This window comes from Shewanella sp. JNE2 (assembly GCF_023159115.1).
GTDB lineage: Bacteria > Pseudomonadota > Gammaproteobacteria > Enterobacterales > Shewanellaceae > Shewanella > Shewanella putrefaciens.
In genome coordinates this window covers 4457365-4481841 of sequence record NZ_CP096169.1, presented here as the reverse complement: position 1 = coordinate 4481841, position 24477 = coordinate 4457365, and the positions used below count along the sequence as shown (strand labels likewise).

The window sequence follows — 24477 nt, the reverse complement described above, 5'->3', positions numbered from 1 at the left end:
ATTGGGCTATATAGGTTGATAAGAACCTAAAATGTCATTGCCACATGGATACCAGCATAGGTTTGATCCTGTGAGCCAGCATCACCATTTTCCGCCATTTCTTGCTCAATATCGTTCTGGGCTATGCTGTGACTTATATGGCCACTTAGATTGATCTCGGATGTGATTTGATAGCTTGCTTCTAGGCCAAGTTGAAGATGGTTTCTCCCATTATGTTTTTCAGTTCTATATTTAAAATCAAAACCTTGAGTGATATATGGTGTGAGAGTGAATTGGTCTGTGATATTCCAATAACTGTGTAAACTCACTTCAACAAAAGAACCTTCAGCCTCCGTGGAGTAAACATAACTTACCGAAGGTATTAACCAAGGTATCGCGGTATAGGCGAGTTCACCGAAAAGCTCATTATCTTGGCAACGGTTGTCGCTAAACCCTTCAATTCGTTGATAACCCAAATTCGCTTCTAATTGCTCAACCACGTTGAAGGTATATTCAAAGCCAATATTCCACTCGGTATAGGTTTGGCTATCACCACGCCCCACTAAGGCGTAGGTCGTTAGATTATTATATTGGATTGAAGCATTCGCCCAATAAATGCCACCATGTTTTAAATTGTCACGCCCCTGTGAGATATATTTGCTATCCCAGCCTAGATCGAGACTGAGGGCCAAAGGTGTCATATTTTCAGTTGGCAGTGGTTGACTTGAGATACTTTCCGTCTGGATTAGGCTTTCATTTGCCAATACCGTTTGGTTTAAGCAGAGCACCCCTAAAGTGCAAAGTATGTGAGAAAAGATCACCGTGGGTGTTGCCATATACCAGCCAGTTTAAGTTGTAGTTAGATGATAGGAGAATTTTAACGCGTTTGAATTTGAGTGTTAATGAGAATGGATTAGGTTTGCGATCAAGTCGTCAAGTTCACTTAAGTAAATTAGATGTAAATATTAATTGAGAACTAGTTCACTTTTTTTATGTGTAATTACCGCTAGCGCCTTCGTCGAAGGAGGCAATCGATATTCTCGCCTTGATAAATAGGGTATTAGCCCTTATTTATACCCAAATAACCTCAAGATCCTGAAACTGGCATCTTGAAGATACCCTATACAGATTGTTGAGGAGTCAATATGAGCAACCCTTTGCTTAGCGGCGCAAAATTACCACTTTTTTCACAGATAAAACCGGAACATATTCAAGTCGCTGTTGAGCATGCTATTGCTCAGTGCCGCGCTAAGATTGATGAAGTGCTGCAGAATCAAGGTCCTTTTACGTGGGACAACTTGGTCGCACCATTAGAACAGGTTGACGATGAACTAAGCCAAATTTGGTCGCCCGTTTCTCATATGAATTCAGTGACTAGCACAGATGAGTGGCGTGCCGCCCATGATGCTTGTTTACCACTTTTATCGGAATACGGCACTTACGTTGGCCAACACCAAGGTTTGTATCAAGCCTATAAAGCACTGCGAGCCTCCAATGAATTTGCGCAATTGAGCCAAGCGCAGCAGATGGTGATAGAGCACAGCCTACGCGACTTTGAACTATCAGGCATTGGCTTAGATGACACGCAAAAGGTGCGTTACGGCGAAATTGTAAAACGTCTTTCTGAACTCACCAGTGGCTTTTCGAATCAATTACTGGATGCGACGCAAGCTTGGACTAAGTTGATCACAGATGAAGCCGAGCTTGCTGGTTTGCCTGAGTCTGCCAAAGCCGCCGCTAAAGCAATGGCGCAGGCACGTGAGCTAGAAGGTTGGTTATTCACCTTAGATTTCCCTTCTTATTTACCTGTCATGACTTACAGTGAAAATCGCAGTCTTCGGGAAGAATGCTATCGTGCGTTTGTCACTCGCGCTTCGGATCAAGGTCCCAATGCCGGCGAGTTTGATAACAGCCCGCTGATGGACGAAATTCTTGCTTTGCGCCACGAACTCGCATTGTTACTCGGTTTTGACAGTTTTGCTGACAAATCTCTGGCGACGAAAATGGCTGAAACGCCGGCGCAGGTGATGGCATTTTTAAATGAGTTAGCGCTGCGCTCAAAAGATCAAGCCAAGGCCGAATTAGCCGAGTTAAAAGCCTTTGCCGAGGCCGAATATGGCGTGACTGAAATGGCCTCTTGGGACTTAAGCTTCTATGCCGAGAAGTTACAACAGCATAAGTATGAGATTTCACAGGAAATCCTGCGCCCGTATTTCCCCGAGGATAAAGTGCTCTCGGGCTTGTTTTACACTGTATCGCGTTTGTTTGGCCTTAAGATTGTCGAGCAAAAAGATTTTGACCGTTGGCATAACGACGTTCGTTTCTTCGATATTTTCGACGAAACTGACGAACATAGAGGCAGTTTCTATCTCGATTTATATGCCCGCACGGGTAAGCGCGGCGGTGCTTGGATGGATGATTGCCGTGTGCGCCGTCAAACCGCCCATGGATTGCAAAAGCCAGTGGCTTATTTGACCTGTAACTTTAATGGTCCGGTCGATGGTAAACCTGCACTATTCACCCACGATGAAGTGACGACCCTGTTCCACGAATTTGGCCATGGTATCCACCATATGCTGACCAAAATCGATGTTGCAGGTGTGTCGGGTATCAATGGTGTGCCTTGGGATGCGGTCGAATTACCAAGTCAATTTATGGAGAACTGGTGCTGGCAGGAAGAAGCCCTAGCCGAAATTTCTGGTCACTTCGAAACGGGTGAACCATTACCTAAAGCCTTGTTAGATAAGATGCTCGCGGCGAAAAACTTCCAGTCTGGCATGATGATGCTGCGCCAACTCGAGTTCTCATTGTTCGATTTTAGAATGCACCACGAATACGACCCCGCTAAAGGCGCGCGTATTCAAGAAACCTTAGACGAAGTACGTCGTCAGGTGGCCGTATTAACGCCACCGGACTTTAACCGTTTCCAACATGGTTTTGCCCATATTTTTGCGGGCGGTTATGCCGCAGGTTATTACAGCTATAAATGGGCTGAAGTATTATCAGCAGATGCGTTTTCCCGCTTCGAAGAGGAAGGTATTTTTAACCCTGAAACGGGTCGTCGCTTCCTGCACAATATCCTCGAAATGGGAGGTTCTGCCGAACCTATGGATTTGTTCAAACAGTTTATGGGGCGCGAACCGAATATCGATGCCCTGTTAAGACATTCAGGCATTGCTGCATAAGTAATTGTGAGTTTTGATAAATCAGCCCATTTTAATGGGATGATTATCTGAGGGTATTTAGCTTAATCGAACGATAAAAAGACGCCTTAGTGCGTCTTTTTTGTGATCTGATTCACGCTTGCCCTGTGGTATGACCTCTGTTAGCCTGTGGCTCTTATTTCAAGGGCGACTCGTTATGAATTTGTATTTTCGTTTGTTTTGGTTGTTATTTTGGCGTACGCGCCATTGTCGTAAGATCGATTTTCTAGGCACAAGTCGTATCACTTATCGTGCTTTACCGAGCGATTGTGACATCAATTTCCATCTGACTAACTCCCGCTATCCCGCATTTATGGATCTGGCGCGGACCTATATGCTCGCCGAGATGGGTCTACTGAAACGCTTCTTAAAGTTGAAGTGGATGCCGATAGTCAACGCCGCCGAATTTACCTATATTCGCGATATCAAGCCGCTAAAAACCTTTGAAATTGAAACCAAAGTTGTTGGTTGGGATGAAAAGTATTTTTATATCGAACAGCGCTTTGTGAGCGAACGTGGCCTGCATTGTATCGTGCATGTACGCGGCGTGTTTGTGTGCAAAGGTAAGCAGGTGCCGCTCGATGTATTAGTGAAAGAGGCGGGTTATACCGATCCTGCACCTGAGTTGCCGCCAGAAGTGGTGAAGTGGAAAGCGTTTTTGCAGTTAAAAAAAGAACGTAATATGTGATCCGATGGAGGCATGACTTATTTCACTAAGGTATGCCTCTGACTCCTGTTGTTTCCTCCATTTCTGCCTGTAACACTTCTTCCTGTACTAACATCCAAGCGCCGCGCAGTTGTGCCTGCTGCCAGTAGCGAACCACTTCATCTAAATCCAACAAGTTTAAATGTTGGAAGCTATAGCTTAAACAAGGGATTAGGGCGCAATCGGCTAAAGTAAAACTGTCGCCACAGACCCAATGATGTTGTGTGAGTTGCGCGTCTAAGCGTTGAAACTCTGTCAGTAGTTGCTTCTCTAATTGTTTGATTTCGAATTCATTACTGTCTTCTATATGCTTTAACTTTTCTAATTGAAATAATGGGTTGTTAATATCATTGTCTATGATGCGATCGAACAAACGTACCTGTAAGTTGCGTTGTGGTTCTGGTGGCAGAAGTTGGGTACTGTTATTAAAATGCCTATCTAAGTACTCGATAATAATGCTGGATTCAGGGATGAGTTGGCCATCTTGGGTTTTAAGCAATGGTAATTTTGCGGGTGGATAAAATTGATGAAATGCTTTGCGTGATAGTGGATCGCCTAAGTCGGTAATGCGCGGGTAAAAATTAGCTTGTTTTTCATAGAGTGCAATCAACACTTTCTGTGAATAACGAGATAAAGGATGATAAAAAAGCTCCATAGGTTTTCACCCCAACTCCAGTGTTCTACTGACGTTATGATTTAACTTTAGTCGCAATCGAGACTTTTGTTCATTAATTTCCATATAGGGCTAACGAGAAGCCATATCTTAAAACTGGAGCAAATGTTCTAAATGCAAGTGTGTTAACAATTATGGGTTACATTAACGCGTGAAAGTGAGATCAAGATGGAGTTTAAGTGTTTTAAATAGCCAATATGGCCTTGATTTATCTTGAGGTGTGTAAGCAATTGGGGGTTTTATAGAAGCATTATTTGTGGGAATCTGAGTTTCATTTAATGGAGTATAAATAATGATTTCAGATTTGCCCTGAATTAGGGTAAACACTAAAATGGCAGGTCCGAAGGTTGTTGTTTTAGTGAGAGTATCTATTTCTGCTGATCAAACCTCAGATGTTTTCTAATGTCACTGTTAAGCCGCTAGCGAATCTCTGGTTTTAACAGTGCCGTAATGTAGAACAAATTTGCAACATTCTAGATATAGAGTAGGCTGATTAAGTGTTATACCTTGTATATATCTAACAATCTTATCCATAGTTAGCATACATTTTAAATGGAATAACAACTAAGTGAATTTAGTATGGCCGCCAGTGTAAATATTTGCATTAGTTTACACTTTTGTTCGGTTATCTTCCTTGTTGATCCCTATAGGTTATGCGATAAGTAACAGCTTTTATTTTGGTTATAATTACGATCGTGTCAGCACAAATAAGTGTACTGGTGTGTAGGTCGTTAATATTTGAAGGAGTTCTCATGCGGCAGACAATTAAACTTGCCTCAGTTATAAGCGTGGCGTTATGGATGGCAGCTTGCAGCCCTCAAGAAGAGACAGCTCAAACAGGTGCTGGGCCGCAGAGCATGGAAGTGGGAATTCTCAATGTTGTCGCTAAGCCTCAGGTTATCCAAGTGGAGTTACCGGGTCGCAGTAAAGCGTTCCTCGAGGCCGAAGTTCGCCCGCAGGTAAATGGTATTATCACTAAGCGTAGCTTCGTAGAGGGCGGCAATGTGAAGCAGGGCGAGTCTTTATATCAAATAGACTCAGCGACATACAAAGCGGCACTCGTCAGTGCGAATGCAGATTTAGCCAGAGCGAATGCGAGTCTAGCATCGGCGAAAGCTAAAGCGGCTCGTTATCAGCAATTAGTGAAAACGAATGCGATCAGTAAGCAAGATTTCGACGAAGCCGAAGCTGCATACAAAGAGGCATTGGCCAGTGTCACTGTGGCTGAAGCCGCAATCAATACGGCTAAGATTAACCTGCAATATACAGAAGTATTAGCACCAATTTCCGGTCGTATCGGTAAGTCGAGTGTCACAGCAGGGGCGTTGGTGACAGCGAACCAAAGCCAAACCTTAGCAACGATTCAACAGCTTGATCCAATCAATGTGGATATCGCGCAATCGAGTGCACAACTACTGCGCCTTAAAGCTAAGCTAAAACAAGGTAAGTTACAGGCTGCGGATAATGCTGATGTACAGTTGGTATTGGAAGACGGTACAACCTATGGTCATTTAGGTAAGTTGCAATTTGCTGAAGTCAGTGTGGATGAGAACACTGGCTCCGTTATTCTGCGCGCCGAGTTTCCAAACCCTGATGGTATCTTGTTACCCGGTATGTATGTTCGTGCAGTGCTAAATGCTGGTACTGATCCTCAAGCTATTCTAGTTCCACAAAAAGCCATTAGCCGTAACTCTAAAGGTGAAGCTGTGGCTATGGTTGTGAATGATCAAGGTGTTGTTGAAGCAAAAACGGTGACAACAGCAGAGGCTATTGGTCACGAGTGGCGTATTACTGAAGGGCTTTCAGTCGGTGATAAGTTGATTGTGGAAGGCTTACAAAAAATTCGCCCCGGAGCGCCAGTCACTCCCAAAGTTATTTCTGAAACGCAAGCACAATAGGGCATAGCTATGGCACGTTTTTTTATTGATCGCCCCATCTTTGCGTGGGTGATCGCCTTAATTATTATGTTGGCGGGGATCCTATCAATCCGTTCTCTGCCAGTGTCTCAATATCCGAGCATTGCACCTCCAACTGTGGTGATCAGTGCTAACTACCCCGGCGCTTCGGCTAAGATTGTTGAGGACTCAGTCACTCAGGTTATTGAGCAGCGGATGACGGGGATCGACCATCTGCGCTATATCACTTCAACCAGTGATAGTTTTGGTAACGCGTCTATTACCCTAACCTTTAACGCAGAAGCCGATGCCGACATTGCACAGGTTCAGGTTCAAAACAAGTTGCAAGGGGCGATGACGCTGCTGCCACAGGAAGTGCAATCACAGGGCGTTAATGTTAACAAATCCAGCTCTGGCTTCTTATTGGTTTTAGGCTTCGTGTCAACGGATGGTTCACTGGATAAGAGTGATATCGCTGACTATGTAGGTTCTAACGTACAAGATCCTATGAGCCGTGTTTCTGGTGTGGGTGAGATTCAGATATTCGGCGCTCAATACGCGATGCGTATATGGTTAGATCCGCTAAAACTAACCCAATACAATTTGACTAGCTTGGATGTTGTCGCGGCTATTCGCGCTCAAAACGCACAGGTTTCTGCGGGTCAACTGGGTGGTACGCCATCGGTTGCTGGTCAAGAGCTAAATGCGACAGTATCAGCCCAAAGCCGTTTACAAACACCAGAAGAATTCCGCAAGATTATTCTTAAATCTGATACTTCTGGCGCGAACGTTTTCTTGGGTGATGTTGCTAGAGTTGAGTTAGGTTCTGAAAGTTATTCCGTTGTATCCCTATACAATGGTAAGCCTGCAACAGGTCTAGCGATTAAACTCGCGACGGGGGCAAATGCTCTCGATACCGCAGAAGCTGTCCGAGCTAAAATCGCTGAGATGAAACCTTTCTTCCCACAAGGGTTGGAAGTCGTTTATCCCTATGACACTACACCTTTTGTTGAAAAATCCATTGAAGGCGTTGTACACACATTGTTAGAAGCCGTTGTACTGGTGTTTCTCATCATGTACCTCTTCTTGCAAAATTTCCGTGCAACTTTGATCCCAACGATTGCTGTTCCTGTGGTATTGCTGGGTACCTTCGCTATATTGTCGGCAACGGGGTTCTCGATCAATACGCTCACTATGTTTGCTATGGTGCTGGCGATCGGTTTGCTGGTAGACGACGCGATTGTGGTGGTGGAGAACGTCGAGCGGGTGATGTCGGAAGAGGGACTCAGTCCGCTTGAGGCGACTCGTAAATCGATGGATCAAATCACCGGCGCCTTGGTTGGTATCGGTTTGACGCTATCTGCGGTATTTGTCCCTATGGCATTTATGTCTGGCTCAACAGGGGTGATTTATCGTCAGTTCTCAATCACTATCGTGTCGGCGATGGCGTTGTCTGTATTGGTGGCTTTGATTTTAACGCCAGCACTTTGTGCGACCATGCTCAAGCCACTCAAGAAGGGTCACGGCCATATTGAAACGGGATTCTTCGGTTGGTTTAACCGTGGTTTTGATCGATTAACCAACCGTTATGAGTCGAGTGTGGCGGGTATCATCAAGCGTGGCTTTAGGGTCATGATGATTTACGTTGCACTGGTTGTTGCCGTCGGTTGGATCTTCATGCGTATGCCAACCGCTTTCTTGCCAGATGAAGACCAAGGTATTTTGTTTACGCAGGCCATTTTACCGACAAACTCAACTCAAGAAAGTACCTTAAAAGTCTTAGAGAAAGTGTCTGATCACTTTATGGCTGAAGAGGGTGTGAGATCAGTATTTAGCGTGGCGGGCTTTAGTTTTGCGGGTCAAGGGCAAAATATGGGTATCGCTTTCGTGGGGCTGAAGGATTGGTCTGAGCGTACGGCTCCTGGTGCTGATGTTCAATCCATTGCGGGTCGTGCTATGGGCGTATTCAGTCAAATGAAGGACGCGTTTGTCTTCGCCTTCGTACCGCCTGCGGTGATTGAGTTAGGTACGGCTAACGGTTTTGATATGTTCTTACAGGATAAGAATGGTCAAGGCCATGAAAAGTTACTGGCTGCACGAAATCAGCTATTAGGTATGGCGGCACAGAATCCTAATCTAGTGGGCGTACGTCCTAATGGTCAGGAAGATGCGCCAATTTACCAATTGCATATAGATCACGCTAAGTTAAGCGCGCTCGGCATTGAAATCGCTAATGTTAACAGTGTGCTTGCAACGGCTTGGGGTGGTTCATATGTGAACGACTTTATTGACCGTGGCCGTGTTAAAAAGGTTTATGTACAAGGTGATGCTCAGTACCGTATGCAACCGGGTGATTTAGACACTTGGTATGTACGCAATAATAAAGGTGATATGGTGCCATTCTCTGCCTTCGCTATGGGTACGTGGGAGTATGGCTCTCCACGCCTAGAACGCTTTAATGGTTTGCCAGCGATGAATATTCAAGGAGCTACAGTTCCAGGATTTAGTACTGGTGCTGCCATGGATATTATGGAAGATCTGGTCAAGCAGTTGCCTCCTGGCTTTGGCATTGAGTGGAACGGTTTATCCTACGAAGAGCGTTTGTCGGGTAACCAAGCACCTGCGTTATATGCACTGTCAATCTTAGTGGTATTCCTCGTACTTGCTGCTCTTTATGAAAGCTGGTCGGTACCCTTTGCCGTTGTGCTGGTGGTGCCGTTGGGGATTATTGGTGCATTGTTAGCGATGAATGGTCGTGGTTTACCAAACGACGTATTCTTCCAAGTAGGTCTACTTACAACGGTTGGCTTAGCGACTAAGAACGCAATCTTGATTGTGGAGTTTGCTAAAGAGTACTACGAAAAAGGCGCTGGTTTAGTGGAGGCGACGCTTCATGCGGTTCGCGTTCGTCTGCGTCCGATTTTGATGACGTCCTTAGCCTTTGGTTTGGGTGTTGTGCCATTAGCGATCAGTACTGGCGTCGGTTCTGGTAGCCAAAACGCCATCGGTACTGGTGTTCTTGGTGGTATGATGAGCTCGACCTTCTTAGGTATCTTCTTCGTGCCCTTATTCTTCGTTATTGTTGAGCGTATCTTCAGTAAGCGAGAGAGAAAAGCGAAAGACGAAAAGCCGACATCGGCGGAGTAATCTAACGTCTGACTTAATCAAGGCCCTGTATTCGCAGGGCTTTTTTTTTGGGGATAAGAAAGGTTATCGTTGCAAGAGTGGATAGCCGCCTTGAATTAATTTGGGCATATTGGACGAGTAAAGGAGCATACGATGTCTGAAGTGGATAACGTAAAGCCGGATAAATTAGCCAAATTAGAGGCTTCTCTCGCGAGGGGGAAGTGGTATTTCATCTTGGTGATTGGTGTGCTGTATTGGGGGAGTGTGACGTCACTTTTAGTGGCGGGGTTTCAATACTTCACCTCAGAGATTTCATTTTGGCAGACACTAAAAGTCGCGCTGTATATTTATCCCGTGAGTGGTGTGCTATTTGGCTGGACGCTATGGATGCAGTTAAATCACAGAAGAGATAAACTGCGCGGCAAATCTCGTCCATAATCAATGCACATCGTTGGTTTAGGAGTCAAATCGTGTCATCGGTTAGCAGCCTTATCACTAAGCAATTTGTCGTAGCCATCATTTGCCATGGTATCGCTATTGGTATTTTGGCCTATGGAGCATATGAGTTTTATCTTGAGCAGCTTGTCGTCCCCGAACTTACCCGTAGTCTCGCCGTGGCGGTATTTTTTATCGGCATGGGGCTCGAACCCAATGTGTTTTTTACTCCGTTAAGTCAGGTCATGATCCAAGTCGACGATAAATCGCCTAAGGCGAAATTACAGGCGCTGGTGTTCAACCTTGGGGTTTTCTTGCTGATTTGTAGCTTTTTAATGGAATGGTTGTACGACTAACTCATTAAATCCGCCCATTAAAAGGGGCGTCGAGACCTGTTGCGACGCCCTAATAAACCTATCGAAAGTTAAACCCGCCTTTAAGGCGTGTAGTAAGTTGCCGCGCCAGGTCCTACAGGCAGACCAAAACCAAATACCCACAGGAAGAAAAACGCCGTCCAGCCCACGAAAAACACTAAAGTGTAAGGCAGCATAGTGGCAATTAGCGTACCTATGCCTAAGTTCTTTTGATAACGACAGGCTACCGCAAGGATTAATCCAAAGTAACTCATCATAGGCGTGACTAAGTTTGTGACCGAATCGCCAATACGATATGCCGCTTGGATCGTTTCTGGCGCATAACCGACCAGCATTAACATAGGCACAAAAATTGGGGCGGTAATAGCCCACTGCGCCGAGGCGCTGCCAAGCATCAAGTTGATAAATCCACACAGCATAATAAAGAACAGGAATAGGATTGGGCCTGTTAGTCCAATGGATTGCAGTGCATCGGCACCTAATACTGCGAGTACAGCACCTAAATTACTCCAGTTAAAGAAGGCGACAAATTGCGCCGCAAAAAAGACAAGGACGATATAGAGGCCCATAGTGCTCATGCTGTGAGACATGGCATTGATCACATCCCGATCATTGTTAATGCTACCGACGACTTTACCGTAGACAAAACCCGGAATGGCAAAGCAGATAAAGATAAAGGCAACGATCCCCTTGAGAAAGGGTGAGCCTGAAACTAAACCCGTGTCAGGATGGCGCAGTGGCGCCCCCTCTGGCACAACTAAAAGTGCCAACATTATTGCCAATATCAGCACCGATAGTCCTGCCCATTTTAGGCCACGCTTCTCAATGGTACTCACCGATTCCATCGATTGCAGAACCGTTTCATCTGCATCATCATCTTGGTATTTTCCTAGCTTAGGCTCGACGATTTTTTCGGTGACGAAGGCGCCAAGGAAGGTAATCACAAACGTCGAAACAAACATAAAATACCAATTGACCTCGGGGCCAACGCTATAGTCTGGATCAATCATACGCGCTGCGGCTTCTGTTATACCTGATAGTAAAGGGTCAACGGTTCCGAGTAATAAATTAGCGCTGTAACCTCCAGAAACCCCCGCAAAGGCAGCGGCTAAACCTGCAAGGGGATGGCGCCCCAATGAATGAAAAATCATCGCGGCCATAGGGATGAGCACCACATAGCCCAGCTCGGCTGCCGTGTTAGACATAATTCCTGCAAATACGATAGTGACAGTCACCAGTCGCTTTGATGCCCCCATGACTAAGGCGCGCATTGCCGCGGATAATAAGCCTGAGTGTTCCGCAATCCCTACGCCCAGTAATGCGACAAGTACCGTGCCGAGCGGCGTAAAACCGGTGAAGTTTGTGACTAAATTCGACACTATCATACGCAAGCCTTCTGCATTCATTAGGCTTACTACATGGATCAGACCATCAGCACTGCGGCCATGGGATCCCACAGGTCTTGGGTCGGCAACCGTGAGTTCAAAGTAACCTGCAATCCCAGAAATAAGAATCACGGCAACACAGAAAAGGGCAAACAGGGTAATAGGATGGGGCAGTAAATTACCTAATCGCTCGACAATATTGAGGAAACGCACAAACCACCCGCTATGGCTAATGTCACTATTGGGTAGAGGGTTTTTGGGAGTCTTTGGGGTGAATTTATCGTCGGCGCTCAAACTATCGTCCTTCCTTTATATGAACCTTTGCCAATCGTATTCTCGTTAGCGCAAAAACAGGCCTTAAGCGCAGATAACTGAATGACATAGCTAAAATGAATATGATTGTGTATGAAAGCTAAGGCAAAAGTTAAAAAATGGTTGGGAAGTATGATTGTTAAGTTTTAATTGAAACTTAAATGGTGTAGCGAGGGTAACAGGGAAAACTCAGGATAAAAAAATGGACTCTCGAGGAGTCCAGTATTCACGAGCAAAATGGTTGCTCTAACGTTGTGCATTTTTACTATAGACCATTTTTGCTGTATTGGAGCTGAATCGTTAGTCTCTGGTGTTTATGGTTGATTTTGGGTCTTTTGAGGAAAAGTTGAACATTGAATTTGGCATATTACGATTTTTAAGACCTAACACTGTGCTTTAGATGAAATTCTTATTCATTTGTGATTAGCTGTACCCATTAGAATAAAAAAGACTAAGGATGGAAGATGGATAAATTTCTTTTAGGGTTATCGCTCGTTTTTATCGTGGCTTACCTTTGGTATGTTAGCCTAGTCAAAAAACGGAATACTGCACTTGAAGCTCTGTCGGGTATCGATGCACAGCTTATCAGCCGCAATGAATTTATATACAGGGTCCTTGAAATTGCGGACCAACATAAACATGATGAGCTGTTATTTAAAGAAATTAATGAGTTACTGACAACCTCTGCTTCCGCTTATCGCATGTTTGATCCTCAAGAAGTGAAAGTACATTTTATTAATGCAGAGCAGTTGAATCATAAAATGGCTAAGTTAGTCGCCAATATTGATGATTATCCCGATCTGAAATCCGATAATACTATGCTGGAGGCGATACAAAACTATAGCGAAGCTGAGTCTGATATCGCGAATGCCAGCCGTTTTTACAACTTAGCAGTATCTGAATTGAATACAGCGGTTGAAATCTTCCCCGGTTCGATTATTGCCTCAATGGCGAGTATTAAGGTTATGCCTCTCTTTGAACTGATTGAGGTTCCCAAGGTTCCTATGGATGCTGTTGATTATCTATAAGGCTTTAAAGGGATGCTCAAATCGAAGCCATGTTTATACTAAAATTTGCAGTGTAAACCTTCAGAACCATAATGCTTTGCTATTATTGAGTAACTGATTCTTAAGAATGTATAGGCTCTTGATGCACCGTACTGATATACAGTTATCGGCATTGTTTAAATGGCCTAGCAACTTATGGTTGTTAGGAATATGCCTGTTGCTGCTTTCGAATGCAGTGATGGCGAACAATGCACAGGATGCCCATTCAAAACCTCGAATCGTGGCACGTTATTCTGAGACGGGAATCCTCAGCCGCGAAGGGCAAGAGAAGTTTAAAGTATATCAATATCAACAAGCTAATGGTGTTACTGTATTTTCCGATAAGGCACCCAGTAATAACCAATACCAAATTTTATTGTACGAGTGTTTTGCCTGCCGCCCGGACTCGAACATTGATTGGAATGCCATTCGTTTATTTAGCGCAAATTATGATGCATTAATCGCTCAAGCCGCCCATAAACATCAGTTAGAACCTGCGTTAATTCGCGCCGTGATCCATGCTGAATCGGCTTTTAATTCCCGCGCTGTATCACGTAGTGGCGCTATGGGATTAATGCAATTAATGCCAGAAACAGCGAAAGAAATGGGCGTTATAAATGCATTTTTGCCTGAAGAAAATATTTTGGGTGGCAGTAAATATTTAGCACAAATGCTAAAGCAATTTAATGGCGATATTGCCTTAGCCTGTGCAGCCTATAATGCGGGACCAACAACTGTGACACAGTATAATGGCATTCCGCCCTATCCTGAGACTCAAGCCTATGTTGAGCGGGTACAAATTTTATTGAAGCGCTATCGTGAACAAAACCGAGCCTAGGAATATGACTGTGCATTTATACCAATCGTATTAAATATCTGTTCATTCAGCGGGAGTTCAACGCGCTTTAGACAAGGCGAAGGCTTGAAGGCATAGTGGTGCTCTGTCGAAAGCCTTGAACGCAGTATAAAGCGCGTTGCAACCCGCCCTTCGGGAGCCACACAGGCATCCCACTCCCGTGTTGCATTGACTTAAAAGGGAATGACCATTTCTGCGTCAATGCGCCTTGGATTGAGATGCCTGTGAGGCTCTGAACTGATTAGATATTTAATGTGATTGGTATTATTGCTGGCAGCGGACTAACGACCATCGCTGCCATCGACTTTTACTCGCCCACTTCCCATTTTACGGTGACATTCCCGCCCGCTTGTCCGAGCGTTTTACCCAAGTAATCCATTAATTCAGTTGCAATTTCATCTAATTGCCAAGGTGGATTAATGATCCATAATCCTGCGGCTGTCATGCCAAACTCATTCGAATCGGGTTTAATTGCTTGCTCTATTCTCAGTTGGCGCTTAATGCCGCTGTTGGCGAGGCGCGATAACATACCTTCGGTTTGAGCACGATTCACAACTGGATACCACAACATAAAAACTCCCGTAGCAAAGCGTTTGTGGGCTTTGATCAGCGTTTCAGCGACATCTTGGTAGTCGGTTTTCATCTCATAACTTGGGTCGATTAATACCAGTGCACGGCGCTCTAGGGGAGGAACAGCGGCAATAAGCCCTTTTAGTCCATCATCCTTAATGACTTTGACTTGCCTATCTTCACAGAAATAATCATCCAGTAAAACATAGTCCGTACTGTGTAACTCATGCAGTACCATGCGATCTTTTGGGCCAAGTGCCATATCGATAATGGCAGGTGAGCCGGGGTAAAAGTTGAGTTCTTCCGGGTTGTCTTCATTAAAGTGGCGTACAGCCTCAACATAATCTTGTAAGGCTTTAGGTAAATCGCTTTTATCCCAGAGTTTGGCTACGCCGTCGAGATATTCACCAGTTTTCTGTGCAAACTCATCACTTAAAGCATAGCCACCCGCGCCTGCATGGGTATCGATATATACGAGTGGCTTGTCTTTCTTGTGCATCAACTGTAAGGTTTGCAGCAAGATAGCGTGCTTTAGCACATCGGCATAATTGCCTGCATGATAACCATGGCGGTAACTTAACATGGGGGGGATCCTAGTAATTTGCAAATGTAGCAAAGAGAGGCAAACGGCAGTGACCAATTATACCTGCGATGATCATAACCTCAAGATTTTGACATTCTTATCTTGGTATTACTTGGCTCTAGAGAGAATTTAAGGCTTTAGTTGGCACTTTTTTTATCAGGGAACCAGTGCATGGGAGTTTGCATTTGAAAGGTTTTCAGCCAAAGATTGGCTGGGGCGGGTTTTCCAAATAAATAACCTTGAAATTGCTTACAGCCTAAAGCGGTGAGTTGCGACAGTTGGGCCTCTGTTTCAATTCCCTCGGCAATGACGTTCAATTTTAAACTCTTTGCTAATAGGATAGCCGCATTCACAATTTGGGTATGGCGCTCGCTAATCCCAAGTTGGCTGATAAAGTAGCGATCGATTTTAATCGTATCTGCGCTGATATCGATAAGTTGGCTCAATGACGCATGCCCAGTACCAAAATCATCAATTGCGATAGATACACCCATTCGTGCAAGGGTGTTAAGACGGCGCCCAGTTTCTTTATAGGTTGAAAACATAGATGTTTCGGTGATTTCAATTTCTAATAATGGGATAAGCTCAGGGTGATTCATATAGGTCTGTATCAGCACCTTAAAGAATCGATCCGACAGAATATCCTGTCCTGATAGGTTGAAAGCAATCTTCACCGGCGGCACATTTTTAGGCCAAGAACGGATCAACTGTAGTAATTGTCGGAACACTTTTATGGCAAAGATAGCTTGTAGTTGGGATGACTCAATAATGGGGATAAATGTATGGGGCATTATCATTGTGCCATCTTCGTCGAACATTCTGGCAAGAGCTTCAAAACTTATAATATGGCCGTTAGCCATCACCTGAGGTTGTAGCCACATTTCGAGGCGATTGTATTTTAGGGCGTCACGGATCCTTGCTTTTTGTGATGATGCTTCGAGTAAATTATTGATAAGGCCAATGTAATACACCATCACAGGGCTTGCTTGAGTCGTTTGTTTTATAGCAATTAAGCATTGTTCTGCAGCTTGCTGTGGTGAGGCTTTTGTGCCTGAACTGCAACCAACACGACATTCGAGATGGTATTCAACTTGTTGTTCTTGTTTAAGTTGTAAGTTGGTCGGAATACGTTCACGCAATTGTTGAGCGAGATTTTCAGGGGAAATGAGCGGCAAACTGGTAAATTCAAGCGCGAAGGAGGCTCCCCTAAAGCGGTATATTTTTGCATGTTGGCCAAAACGATGTTTTAGCTCATTTGCAAAGGTTTTGAGCAGGGCATCTCCTATTTGAATGCCGAACGCGGCATTAATTTGGCTAAGGTTATCAATTTTGACAATCGCAACAGTCATTTTTTGATGGATAACACTCGGCGCAGGGTTATACCAATGATTCTCGTTTGGCAGACTGGTGACTAAGTCATAAAAATGTGTGCTGATATGGTGTTTTTTAAGTCGGCTTAATTCAATTGCATGATTTGCCTGTTCGGTAACATCATGGCAGTGAAACAGTAAAGTATCGTGATGCTGTAATGAGGCTTTTTGTAGTAAGTATTTGGCTTTAGGGTTGTTTTTTAAATGTGTAGGGAAAGATGCTGCAAACAAATTGATGGGCGTGTCTTCCGCCAGTTCAAAAATATCAGATAGTCGAGTCTGGTTTACCCTGACATCGTTGGCGATATTTTTTGCTGCATCATTTAGGTTGAGAATCAGCCCATCTTCATTACAAAAGAAAGAGGCCGTGCCATTATTTTCAAATATTTCAGTGTATTGCTCTAGTGTGTGTTGCAGTGCCTCATGGTGCTTAATCATCTGCTGCGAATGAATTTTTTGAGTTTTTAATAGCCGCATTGCCGACAAAGGAATACAGATATTAAAAAACGTAAACAGCAAGCCATTTAGGTAGGCATGGGTTGCAGGCATACTGATATCAATATCGATAATCGTCGGGAGGTTACGATTTTGCAGTAGCAGTAAAAAGGGTAATACATTGAAAAACATCATTATGATGGCAGCTTTTGCCCCAAAGAGAAAAAGTGCCATCAGAGGTAGGGTATATAAAAAAATAATGCCTGCTTGCGACAAATTAAAATCAGGAACAAACAACAAGATGCATATGCAGGCTGCGACAACCATAGCCAACAGGCTGATTGAACTGAGCATCAAATATCGGCGGGTGAACCACAAAGCAGAGATCAGCACACTCAAAAAGCTGACGGTGATAATAATGACAAAGCTAAGATTTAGCTGATAGGCCATTAAAGAACTGTGCAGCACAATGCTGGTGGTTAAGATGGCACCACTGAGCAAAATAATCCGTAGTAAGCTGGTTTTTAATAATTCTCTATCAGGATTTAAGAAATCTTGCTCCCTGATAAATAAAAAACCTTTAAGCCATTGAAACAAAAAATATCCTTATCCCATACGGAAATCACACCAGCTAGTGGGAAATAACATATAACATAAATCATGGTATTGTTATACAAATAGATTTATATCTTTGTAAATTAAAGTGTTACATATTAATGCTTGTTTGAGTTTGATGTTTTAATTCCTGACTCAAATCGCAAATAACGAGGAAGTGTCCTACTCGCCCAAGTGTTCATCAATCAAATTATTAGGCATAATGACGGCCATTTTATTGGTTAGAAGACAGCCTGTGACTCCGATTTTTTTTAATCAGCAATACCCAACACTGGTGGACATATGTGCGCGCTGGCAACTGATTTATGATGCCAATGCACCCTTCGAATTACGTTTTGAATCGGACAGCTTAACGCTACATAAGCGCGATGAGCCTAAACTCGATGGCATATTAGTCGATTTTGTCACTGGCGCCGTTGCTCATCGTCGCAAATTTGGTGGTGGCCGCGGACAATCTATCGCTAAGGCGGTTGGCTTAAAGCAAGGGGTAACACCAAGTGTGGTTGATGGTACAGCGGGTTTAGGGCGCGATGCATTCGTACTTGCCAGCTTAGGTTGTACTGTGACTATGGTCGAGCGTCATCCTGTCGTGGCTGCCTTGTTAGAGGACGGGTTACGGCGCGCCTATCAAGACGCTGAAATCGGCGATTGGATGCATGAGCGGATGCAGCTATTTCATGGTTCAAGCCTTGAAGCCTTATCAAAACTGGAACAAGAGGTGGATGTGGTTTACCTCGATCCTATGTATCCCCACCGTGATAAGTCGGCACTCGTTAAAAAGGAAATGCGGGTATTTCAATCTTTAGTGGGCGCCGATTTAGATGCCGATGGTTTGCTCGCTCCCGCTTTAGCATTAGCAACTAAACGTGTCGTCGTTAAGCGCCCTGATTATGCCGAAGATTTGGATGGGGTGAAGCCTAGTATGGTTATCGACACGAAAAAAAATCGCTTCGATGTTTATGTAAAAGCCGCAATGAAATAGATAAAAAGCTATTGCCCCAAAGTCGTGGGGCTTCATCCTCCACCCGACCAAGGAGGACTGTTTGTCCTATCAAAAACGTCCATGTTAAATAGCCAGTTCGATATCCCTATCTCGCGCTCAAAACGGCCGCAGGCCCTTCGCCCTTGGATGTTCCAAGACGCCCCTATGAAGTTGAAAGCTCCTTGTGCTCATTGACAAATTTTCTATCGCTTCCGAACTCACGCAATTTGTCTATTCGTCATTAAAAGTCTTTAAAAAGGTGCGTTCTATCCACCCATTTATCCTTCAACGTAATAGATACCAATCAAAACATAGGACTAAAATTCTGCAAATTCAGGTCAATAATCAGTCGAAAGTGAGCTTAAAAGAATGAGAAAGCTAAAACGATATCAAGTGATTACCCCTCAAACTGTATAAAAAACCGCTACCGCAAAAAAGCAAACTCCTATAGCATTATTTATACCCACTTACATGGATGTGGCAGCGGCCATATTTAAGATTGAGTCAACAAGCGATTTATGCCCCGCAAACAGCGCAGCGCATAAATAGTAAGACGTTATGTTGCCCCTGATAAATTTGACTACTTAGAGTCTGAAAATGATAAGAAAGTATAACGAAAATGACTTGGATTCAGTTCTTGAAATCTGGTTGACTGCGTCAGTTAGCTCTCACGATTTTATCTCGGCTGAGTTTTGGGAATCTCAAGTCGAGAACATGCGTAATATTTATATCCCAGCTTCCGAGGTCTACGTTTACGAAATGGACTCGAAAGTTGTTGGATTTTATGCTCTGTATGAAAGTCATTTAGCGGCCATATTTGTAACTCCCAAGCTGCAAGGTAAAGGTATTGGTAAGCAATTGCTGCATCACGCAAAAAATCAAAGAACGATTCTGACTCTTTCGGTATATAAAGAAAATCAGGCCAGTTACCAGTTCTACTTGTCCCAAGGTTTTAACGTGGTCAGCGAGCAGTTAGATAAACATACAGGGCATCCAGAGTACACAATGAGTACGGGCACATAACAAACGCCTCAAAGGGACTGTCAACGCGTGGCATTTTCAGTTCCAATGAACAGCGGTGGTTACGGCTGTTGTGTTTGAGTTTAGTATTATGTGTTGCCAGCCCTTTAGGCGGGCGTTAACCCATAGAAATTTTAATCCGAAACTGACGAGTTAGAGCAAAGGGTCTATCACGCTTCTGTCCAATTATTTGCTACTAAATAGTCAATTAGAGAAAGCCAATGAAATTATCCGACTCGCAAGACGAACTTAAAAAAAGACTGGGACAGTCAATTGATATCATCACACCGCGCCGAGCGTTGGAGGTGATGTTGGCGTTTTATGGCGAACAGCGTTTTGATGATGTGGAGATTGATGAAGATGGTGACATGTTGTTGTACGAGTGGGGTATTTGCAACTCTCGTCAATTTTCGCTAAGTGTCACAAGACAATTTATCATCACCGATGAAGATGAGCCTTATCAGTTACACCTTAGACAGTACTTTCCCTTAACCGATGCACTGCGACAGCTTAACGGCGGTAATGAATGGTGCCATTCGCCAGATGAGTTGCCCGTATTCAGGCAATCGATTGAGTCTTCAGCCCCCTTCAGGGCACTTATCGATGATCAGCCGTTAAAGGTGGAATTGTACTTCGAGCAGTGTTGATCCTTGTGTTGTGAACATCACTCGAATGACCGTTTTTAGCCGGTTGAAAGGGCATATATATATTTTAAGTATGTGCGTTTCAGTTGGTATAAAAGTGAGTGCATAATAAAAACTGATATGAGATCCATATATGCAACAAGCAGCGCTGTATTCAATGCTCAATGCGTCCGGTTTTTCGGTTCAGGTCTTTGAAGATTACCCATCGTTCTTCGGTAATTGGCGCATCATATTAAAGCGCGGGCAACACACCTATGAAGTGGTGAGTGATAACCGAGAAGGCTGGTTATCACTATGGCGATTATTAAGCGACCAAGGGCAAAAGTTGTTTGAAATTGAATCAACACGGCTTACGCAAGAGCAGCAGCTAACTCAGATTGCTCAATGGTTGGAAGCGGTTAACCATATAGATCTCAATATGTAATCGGAGGGAGATATTTCCTATCTTCTATATAGGTTTAGCAAGAGTTAGTCAGGATACCTATCCACTCCTTTTAGTAAGTCAGCTTTGTGGCGTTTCTTTGAGAGAAGATGAAAAATATTCCTCCTATTATCTCATTCCGCATTTAGAAAGTTACGTCAGAAAAGGAGCAGAATGAGATGCGGAATATTTACATTCAATAATCAACCATATTGTTTAAATTTGCTTATGGATAATAAAAGCGCTGCAATTGCAGCGCTTTTCAATCTTAACCTCGGCAATCTACTGGCAGATATTCATCGGGAATACCGTTACTGCTGCAGAGCCAAGTGATATTGTTTTGTTCATCGACTTGAGGTGAGAGGTATACCTCATAATCTTGGTAATCCCCGAGCGCTTCGCCCCCAACAAAACCCACTATGCCATCTGTGTATAGGTTAAATGTTTCCAGTTGTTCGTCCGTTAACCCAAGCACTTCTAATTCCGTTGGCCAAGCTTTATTGGTTTGATAATAGCGGGTTAAGGTGTCAGTGATGGGGATTAATGATTGATGTCTTTGCTCTATATGCGCCATTGCTAATGATGCATCGGGAACGGTGAGCATCAATGTTGGTGTATCGTTTGGCGTATCGTAGCTTATGCTCGCCTCCATTTTTTCTTGATAGTCTTTATAGGCCGGAACGGCAATCGCCGCCGCAACGCCAATAATCGCAGCCAAGATAATCAATCCACCACCCGTTGTACCTAAGCGTGGCATAAAGATGCTAAATACATAAGCCCATGCACTGCGAGAAGGCGCCACATAATCTTTGCCCTGCGCCTTGGCTTGGACTCTTGCCATACGTTTAGTTAACCAAGGATAGCTGCCATTAAGCTCGTGTAATGACATCCAAAAACCGCTCGATTCTTGGGTTTGGCGAATATATTGCTCTACATTCATACGCTTCCATTGCTCGACGCCTGCGGCTAATACAGCAACCGCATTGGTGGCAGAACGTAAGCTGTTGCAGCAACGTAACCCGTGGAGATCGCAGGTATATTCACAGGCACGAGAATAAGCCGCGCCGACTAACGGTAACCAAGTGGCGAAGAGTAAAAAAGGCGCTTTACCTATATGATTGCGGCGAATATGGCCTAGCTCGTGGCCGATATAGAAGTTGAGCGCATCTTTATCGGACTCAAGTGCATCTACAATCGATGAAAATAGCACTATATAGTTGCGGCCGAGAAAGCGAGTCGCCAACGCATTGAGCATGCCGTCGGCGGCGAGTAGGTAGGCCTTTGGTGGTTTTTTTATTTCTAAGCGTTCGCAGCAGGCTAAATATTGTTTATGTAAATCAGGGAATTGCTCTGCGTTGATCTCAACAGCGGTGCCTTTTAAGTAGCTGATAAAGGCGGAATGGCTAAAGAGATAGATAATGAAAAACGCCAATACATAAAGCAGCGCGGCACCTAGAGTGCCTATGATCAATCCTGCCCAGGCGAGTCCTGAAATAATGGCTAATATGGTGAACAGTGATTTTTCCTTCGAGTAAACAGTATCGGCCATTTGGATGGGATTATCGTTCCCTGTGGTCATAACGTGTTCCATGTTGATCCTTTTCCTAGTGAAGTGACAAGCGGCGTGAAAATAGTCAATTTCACTAGGAAATTCAACCACTATCGCGCGCAAAGCAAAAAATTAACCGTTTTGTCATTCAGTTTAATCAATCATGCATAAATTATAGTAGGTCAATTTCGTCAGGATTTTGTGGCTTTTTAGCGCTAAAGTGTCCGATTATGCAGGCGGACATCGGTTGGTAAGTGGCTCTTAGTCCTGGGCATTTTCCTCGCCGCGCACTAGAATTAGGTGTTTCCGCAACAGATCGGCTGTTGGAGTAGCTATGGCAAGCGTTGAAACAAGCCACAGAAATACAAAGGAATTGATATGGCCAAGTTAACAAATAAGATGATAAGTAATCGATTGGGTTTCAAATGGTACTGTGCCGCAGGCGTGATGGTTAGCGTGTTAAGTGCAGGAGCAATGGCGGCTAACGCGCCTTCTTTTGACTGCACGAAAGTGAATGCTGGCAGTATTGAAGACATGGTCTGTAAGGATGCGGGGCTGAACCAACTCGATAATCAGTTAGCTAAGGTTTATAGCCAAGCACTTGAAAAAGCAAAGAATGAACAGCCTCCTACTTTAAAAGCGATGCAACGTGGTTGGGGGAAAGGGCGTAATGAATGCTGGAAGAGCGACGATAAACACGCGTGTATTCAATCTAGCTATCAAACGCGCATTGCCGAGCTACAGGCACAATATCGTTTAGTTGAAATGACGGGACCTGTGTCTTATGCCTGTGACGGCAGTCCTGCTAATGAATTGGTCGTGACTTATTTTAAAACCGAGCCAGCTACCCTGATTGCCGAACGCGGCGATCAAACCTCGCTGATGTTTGTACAACCCAGTGGTAGTGGTGCTAAATATCAGGGCAGAAATGAGAGCTTATGGGAGCATCAAGGTGAGGCAAAAGTAGTTTGGGGCTACGACACGCCGGAAATGACCTGTAAACTGGTAACCAAATAGCGTTAATTGAAGGTTGGCATGAAACAAGCTCTAGTGCATATCGCCTTAGTCGTCAGAGATTACGATGAGGCAATTGATTTTTACGTGAATAAATTAAAATTTGAACTGGTGGAAGACAGTTATCAGGCCGAGCAGGATAAGCGCTGGGTGGTGGTAGCGCCGCCAGGCTCTAAGGGCGCATCTATCTTGCTCGCGCGAGCGTCTAAACCTGAGCAGTTCGATTTTATCGGTAACCAAGCGGGAGGTCGGGTATTTTTATTTTTAAATACCGATGATTTTTGGCGTGACTATCAACGTATGGTTGCCGATGGGATTCATTTTATCCGCGAGCCGCAGGAACAGGATTACGGTACGGTAGCTGTGTTTGAAGATCTCTACGGGAATCTTTGGGATTTGCTGCAACTTAATGTGCAGCATCCCATGGCGCAAAGACTCGCCTATCAGAGTTAACGTGAGTTGATTTCGGTTATTTTGAGATCGATTAACTGCTTTTGCCACAGGGCTTTATCTATACCCTTAACCCAGATAATACTGCTCTTACGCTGTTCACCTTTACGAAGATAGGTTTCTGGCATGCGGAAAATGGCTTCCCATACTTCGAGTTTATCGGTTTTGAGCAAAGTACCATTATCAGCAAAGAAACGAGCTTCGACCTCGACTAAAGTAACGTGTTCATTGCTAGTACTGGCCAGTTCGAAGGTGAGTCCAAGTTTATCACCTTTCCATTGGCTGTCAGTAAAGCTGACTTTAATACCGTCTTTAGCGGTTGTGCCTAGCAGTTCTGGTTTAGCCATTGCAGTCGCGGTCAGTGTTGTGACTGGCACGGATACCGCTGACGTTGTCGTTAGGCTCGTGGCGCTGTTAATGGTAGTCGATGCGTTGACAACGGTTTCAGTCGCCAAAACATTCGGTGCAGTTTGAGTTTCTGTGAGTACATATTCCCAAGTAAAATCATCTTTTAGTCTGACTTGAGCGCCATTTTCAAGGGTAACTCTTGCTACATCGGCCGCAATTACTGATGAGGAGAGCAGTAGCCATGAACTAAGGGCGCTAAAGCGAAGTAAAGTGTGCATTGGTTTCTGGTTCCGATATCCGTTTGAGTCAATATTGTGGACTAACATAGTTTATTTACCCTGCATCAGTCACTGACTAAGTTGTGTTTTGCTGAAGAAAATTGACTTTGCTAAGTGCTTAATGATGAAAAATCTAATGGCTTTTTAGTTTAGTCCGCCTGAACATTTTAAGTATTGATGAACTATTTTTACGATTCGCCGGTCTTAT

At 44.2% G+C, this 24477-nt stretch carries 21 protein-coding genes; 14 read left to right on the top strand and 7 right to left on the bottom strand.

What is annotated here, in order from left to right; genetic code table 11:
* Positions 1-26 precede the first annotated feature (26 nt).
* Entirely contained in the window at positions 27-815 is a 789-nt protein-coding gene (locus tag MZ182_RS19855) for a hypothetical protein (RefSeq protein WP_248066790.1), read from the bottom strand.
* Positions 816-1124: 309 nt separating this feature from the next.
* Here MZ182_RS19855 and prlC point away from each other — a divergent pair, with 309 nt between their 5' ends.
* The gene (gene prlC / locus MZ182_RS19850) at positions 1125-3164 is read left to right on the top strand and encodes an oligopeptidase A (protein ID WP_011791204.1); all 2040 of its coding nucleotides are present in this window, start codon (positions 1125-1127) and stop codon (positions 3162-3164) included.
* Positions 3165-3339: 175 nt separating this feature from the next.
* Complete coding sequence (locus MZ182_RS19845; protein WP_011791203.1) at positions 3340-3870, top strand: thioesterase family protein; 531 nt, start codon at positions 3340-3342, stop codon at positions 3868-3870.
* A gap of 25 nt (positions 3871-3895) precedes the next feature.
* Here MZ182_RS19845 and MZ182_RS19840 read toward each other — a convergent pair whose 3' ends face one another.
* Positions 3896-4543 carry a glutathione S-transferase family protein gene (locus MZ182_RS19840; protein ID WP_248066788.1) on the bottom strand — a complete coding sequence of 216 codons (648 nt, stop codon included), beginning with the start codon at positions 4541-4543 and terminating at the stop codon, positions 3896-3898.
* A 770-nt stretch (positions 4544-5313) separates the two neighbouring features.
* Here MZ182_RS19840 and MZ182_RS19835 point away from each other — a divergent pair.
* The 4 genes from MZ182_RS19835 (at position 5314) to MZ182_RS19820 (ending at position 10373) form a co-directional block, all read left to right on the top strand.
* A complete protein-coding gene (locus MZ182_RS19835; protein WP_011791201.1) occupies positions 5314-6459 on the top strand; it encodes an efflux RND transporter periplasmic adaptor subunit in 1146 nt (381 codons plus the stop codon).
* Between the two features lie 9 nt (positions 6460-6468).
* The gene (locus tag MZ182_RS19830; protein WP_011791200.1) at positions 6469-9603 is read left to right on the top strand and encodes an efflux RND transporter permease subunit; all 3135 of its coding nucleotides are present in this window, start codon (positions 6469-6471) and stop codon (positions 9601-9603) included.
* A 132-nt stretch (positions 9604-9735) separates the two neighbouring features.
* Positions 9736-10020, top strand: a complete 285-nt coding sequence (locus tag MZ182_RS19825; RefSeq protein WP_014611798.1) for a hypothetical protein — start codon at positions 9736-9738, stop codon at positions 10018-10020.
* 32 nt (positions 10021-10052) lie between these two features.
* Positions 10053-10373 (top strand): hypothetical protein, encoded by a 321-nt coding sequence (locus MZ182_RS19820; RefSeq protein WP_011791198.1) that lies wholly within the window; start codon positions 10053-10055, stop codon positions 10371-10373.
* Positions 10374-10453: 80 nt separating this feature from the next.
* On the opposite strand, the gene MZ182_RS19815 is transcribed toward MZ182_RS19820, so the two are convergent.
* Positions 10454-12010: an AbgT family transporter gene (locus tag MZ182_RS19815; protein WP_248066855.1), complete on the bottom strand. Its 1557-nt coding sequence runs from the start codon at positions 12008-12010 to the stop codon at positions 10454-10456.
* 542 nt (positions 12011-12552) lie between these two features.
* Here MZ182_RS19815 and MZ182_RS19810 point away from each other — a divergent pair.
* Both MZ182_RS19810 and MZ182_RS19805 read left to right on the top strand, forming a co-directional pair.
* A complete protein-coding gene (locus tag MZ182_RS19810) occupies positions 12553-13116 on the top strand; it encodes a LemA family protein (protein ID WP_248066785.1) in 564 nt (187 codons plus the stop codon).
* Positions 13117-13222: 106 nt separating this feature from the next.
* The gene (locus MZ182_RS19805) at positions 13223-13972 is read left to right on the top strand and encodes a lytic transglycosylase domain-containing protein (protein WP_248066783.1); all 750 of its coding nucleotides are present in this window, start codon (positions 13223-13225) and stop codon (positions 13970-13972) included.
* 325 nt (positions 13973-14297) lie between these two features.
* Here the strand turns inward: MZ182_RS19805 and MZ182_RS19800 are convergent, their stop codons facing one another.
* Together MZ182_RS19800 and MZ182_RS19795 are read right to left on the bottom strand one after the other, a co-directional pair.
* Entirely contained in the window at positions 14298-15143 is an 846-nt protein-coding gene (locus tag MZ182_RS19800) for a 23S rRNA (adenine(2030)-N(6))-methyltransferase RlmJ (protein WP_014611793.1), read from the bottom strand.
* Between the two features lie 137 nt (positions 15144-15280).
* Entirely contained in the window at positions 15281-17545 is a 2265-nt protein-coding gene (locus MZ182_RS19795; protein WP_248066780.1) for a bifunctional diguanylate cyclase/phosphodiesterase, read from the bottom strand.
* A 220-nt stretch (positions 17546-17765) separates the two neighbouring features.
* Between MZ182_RS19795 and MZ182_RS19790 the strand changes: the two genes are divergently transcribed.
* The 4 genes from MZ182_RS19790 to MZ182_RS19775 all read left to right on the top strand — a co-directional run bounded on the left by MZ182_RS19790 (position 17766) and on the right by MZ182_RS19775 (position 20633).
* Positions 17766-18545, top strand: coding sequence for a class I SAM-dependent methyltransferase (locus MZ182_RS19790; protein ID WP_011791192.1), 780 nt, complete (start codon positions 17766-17768; stop codon positions 18543-18545).
* 597 nt (positions 18546-19142) lie between these two features.
* Entirely contained in the window at positions 19143-19568 is a 426-nt protein-coding gene (locus tag MZ182_RS19785) for an N-acetyltransferase (RefSeq protein WP_014611792.1), read from the top strand.
* A 218-nt stretch (positions 19569-19786) separates the two neighbouring features.
* Positions 19787-20212, top strand: coding sequence for a hypothetical protein (locus tag MZ182_RS19780; RefSeq protein WP_248066777.1), 426 nt, complete (start codon positions 19787-19789; stop codon positions 20210-20212).
* A 130-nt stretch (positions 20213-20342) separates the two neighbouring features.
* A complete protein-coding gene (locus MZ182_RS19775; RefSeq protein WP_011918312.1) occupies positions 20343-20633 on the top strand; it encodes a hypothetical protein in 291 nt (96 codons plus the stop codon).
* 265 nt (positions 20634-20898) lie between these two features.
* Here MZ182_RS19775 and MZ182_RS19770 read toward each other — a convergent pair whose 3' ends face one another.
* Positions 20899-22221 carry a M48 family metallopeptidase gene (locus MZ182_RS19770; RefSeq protein ID WP_248066776.1) on the bottom strand — a complete coding sequence of 441 codons (1323 nt, stop codon included), beginning with the start codon at positions 22219-22221 and terminating at the stop codon, positions 20899-20901.
* A gap of 336 nt (positions 22222-22557) precedes the next feature.
* Here MZ182_RS19770 and MZ182_RS19765 point away from each other — a divergent pair, with 336 nt between their 5' ends.
* Positions 22558-23196 (top strand): MliC family protein, encoded by a 639-nt coding sequence (locus tag MZ182_RS19765; protein ID WP_248066773.1) that lies wholly within the window; start codon positions 22558-22560, stop codon positions 23194-23196.
* Between the two features lie 18 nt (positions 23197-23214).
* Positions 23215-23646: a VOC family protein gene (locus MZ182_RS19760; protein ID WP_011918318.1), complete on the top strand. Its 432-nt coding sequence runs from the start codon at positions 23215-23217 to the stop codon at positions 23644-23646.
* Here MZ182_RS19760 and MZ182_RS19755 read toward each other — a convergent pair.
* Positions 23643-24269 (bottom strand): DUF3157 family protein, encoded by a 627-nt coding sequence (locus MZ182_RS19755; protein WP_025007966.1) that lies wholly within the window; start codon positions 24267-24269, stop codon positions 23643-23645. The two genes, MZ182_RS19760 and MZ182_RS19755, sit on opposite strands and share 4 nt — an antisense overlap.
* Positions 24270-24477: the final 208 nt, after the last annotated feature.

What these genes read in the sequence shown, in the direction of transcription:
- MZ182_RS19785 (WP_014611792.1), top strand. Translation starts at nt 19,143, where the DNA reads ATGATAAGAAAGTATAACGAAAATGACTTGGATTCAGTTCTTGAAATC.
- MZ182_RS19830 (WP_011791200.1), top strand. Translation starts at nt 6,469, where the DNA reads ATGGCACGTTTTTTTATTGATCGCCCCATCTTTGCGTGGGTGATCGCC.
- MZ182_RS19775 (WP_011918312.1), top strand. Translation starts at nt 20,343, where the DNA reads ATGCAACAAGCAGCGCTGTATTCAATGCTCAATGCGTCCGGTTTTTCG.
- MZ182_RS19800 (WP_014611793.1), bottom strand. Translation starts at nt 15,143, where the DNA reads ATGTTAAGTTACCGCCATGGTTATCATGCAGGCAATTATGCCGATGTG.
- MZ182_RS19765 (WP_248066773.1), top strand. Translation starts at nt 22,558, where the DNA reads ATGGCCAAGTTAACAAATAAGATGATAAGTAATCGATTGGGTTTCAAA.
- MZ182_RS19835 (WP_011791201.1), top strand. Translation starts at nt 5,314, where the DNA reads ATGCGGCAGACAATTAAACTTGCCTCAGTTATAAGCGTGGCGTTATGG.
- MZ182_RS19825 (WP_014611798.1), top strand. Translation starts at nt 9,736, where the DNA reads ATGTCTGAAGTGGATAACGTAAAGCCGGATAAATTAGCCAAATTAGAG.
- MZ182_RS19755 (WP_025007966.1), bottom strand. Translation starts at nt 24,269, where the DNA reads ATGCACACTTTACTTCGCTTTAGCGCCCTTAGTTCATGGCTACTGCTC.
- MZ182_RS19855 (WP_248066790.1), bottom strand. Translation starts at nt 815, where the DNA reads ATGGCAACACCCACGGTGATCTTTTCTCACATACTTTGCACTTTAGGG.
- MZ182_RS19845 (WP_011791203.1), top strand. Translation starts at nt 3,340, where the DNA reads ATGAATTTGTATTTTCGTTTGTTTTGGTTGTTATTTTGGCGTACGCGC.
- MZ182_RS19790 (WP_011791192.1), top strand. Translation starts at nt 17,766, where the DNA reads ATGACGGCCATTTTATTGGTTAGAAGACAGCCTGTGACTCCGATTTTT.
- MZ182_RS19805 (WP_248066783.1), top strand. Translation starts at nt 13,223, where the DNA reads ATGTATAGGCTCTTGATGCACCGTACTGATATACAGTTATCGGCATTG.
- MZ182_RS19780 (WP_248066777.1), top strand. Translation starts at nt 19,787, where the DNA reads ATGAAATTATCCGACTCGCAAGACGAACTTAAAAAAAGACTGGGACAG.
- MZ182_RS19840 (WP_248066788.1), bottom strand. Translation starts at nt 4,543, where the DNA reads ATGGAGCTTTTTTATCATCCTTTATCTCGTTATTCACAGAAAGTGTTG.
- MZ182_RS19760 (WP_011918318.1), top strand. Translation starts at nt 23,215, where the DNA reads ATGAAACAAGCTCTAGTGCATATCGCCTTAGTCGTCAGAGATTACGAT.
- MZ182_RS19810 (WP_248066785.1), top strand. Translation starts at nt 12,553, where the DNA reads ATGGATAAATTTCTTTTAGGGTTATCGCTCGTTTTTATCGTGGCTTAC.
- MZ182_RS19770 (WP_248066776.1), bottom strand. Translation starts at nt 22,221, where the DNA reads ATGGAACACGTTATGACCACAGGGAACGATAATCCCATCCAAATGGCC.
- prlC (WP_011791204.1), top strand. Translation starts at nt 1,125, where the DNA reads ATGAGCAACCCTTTGCTTAGCGGCGCAAAATTACCACTTTTTTCACAG.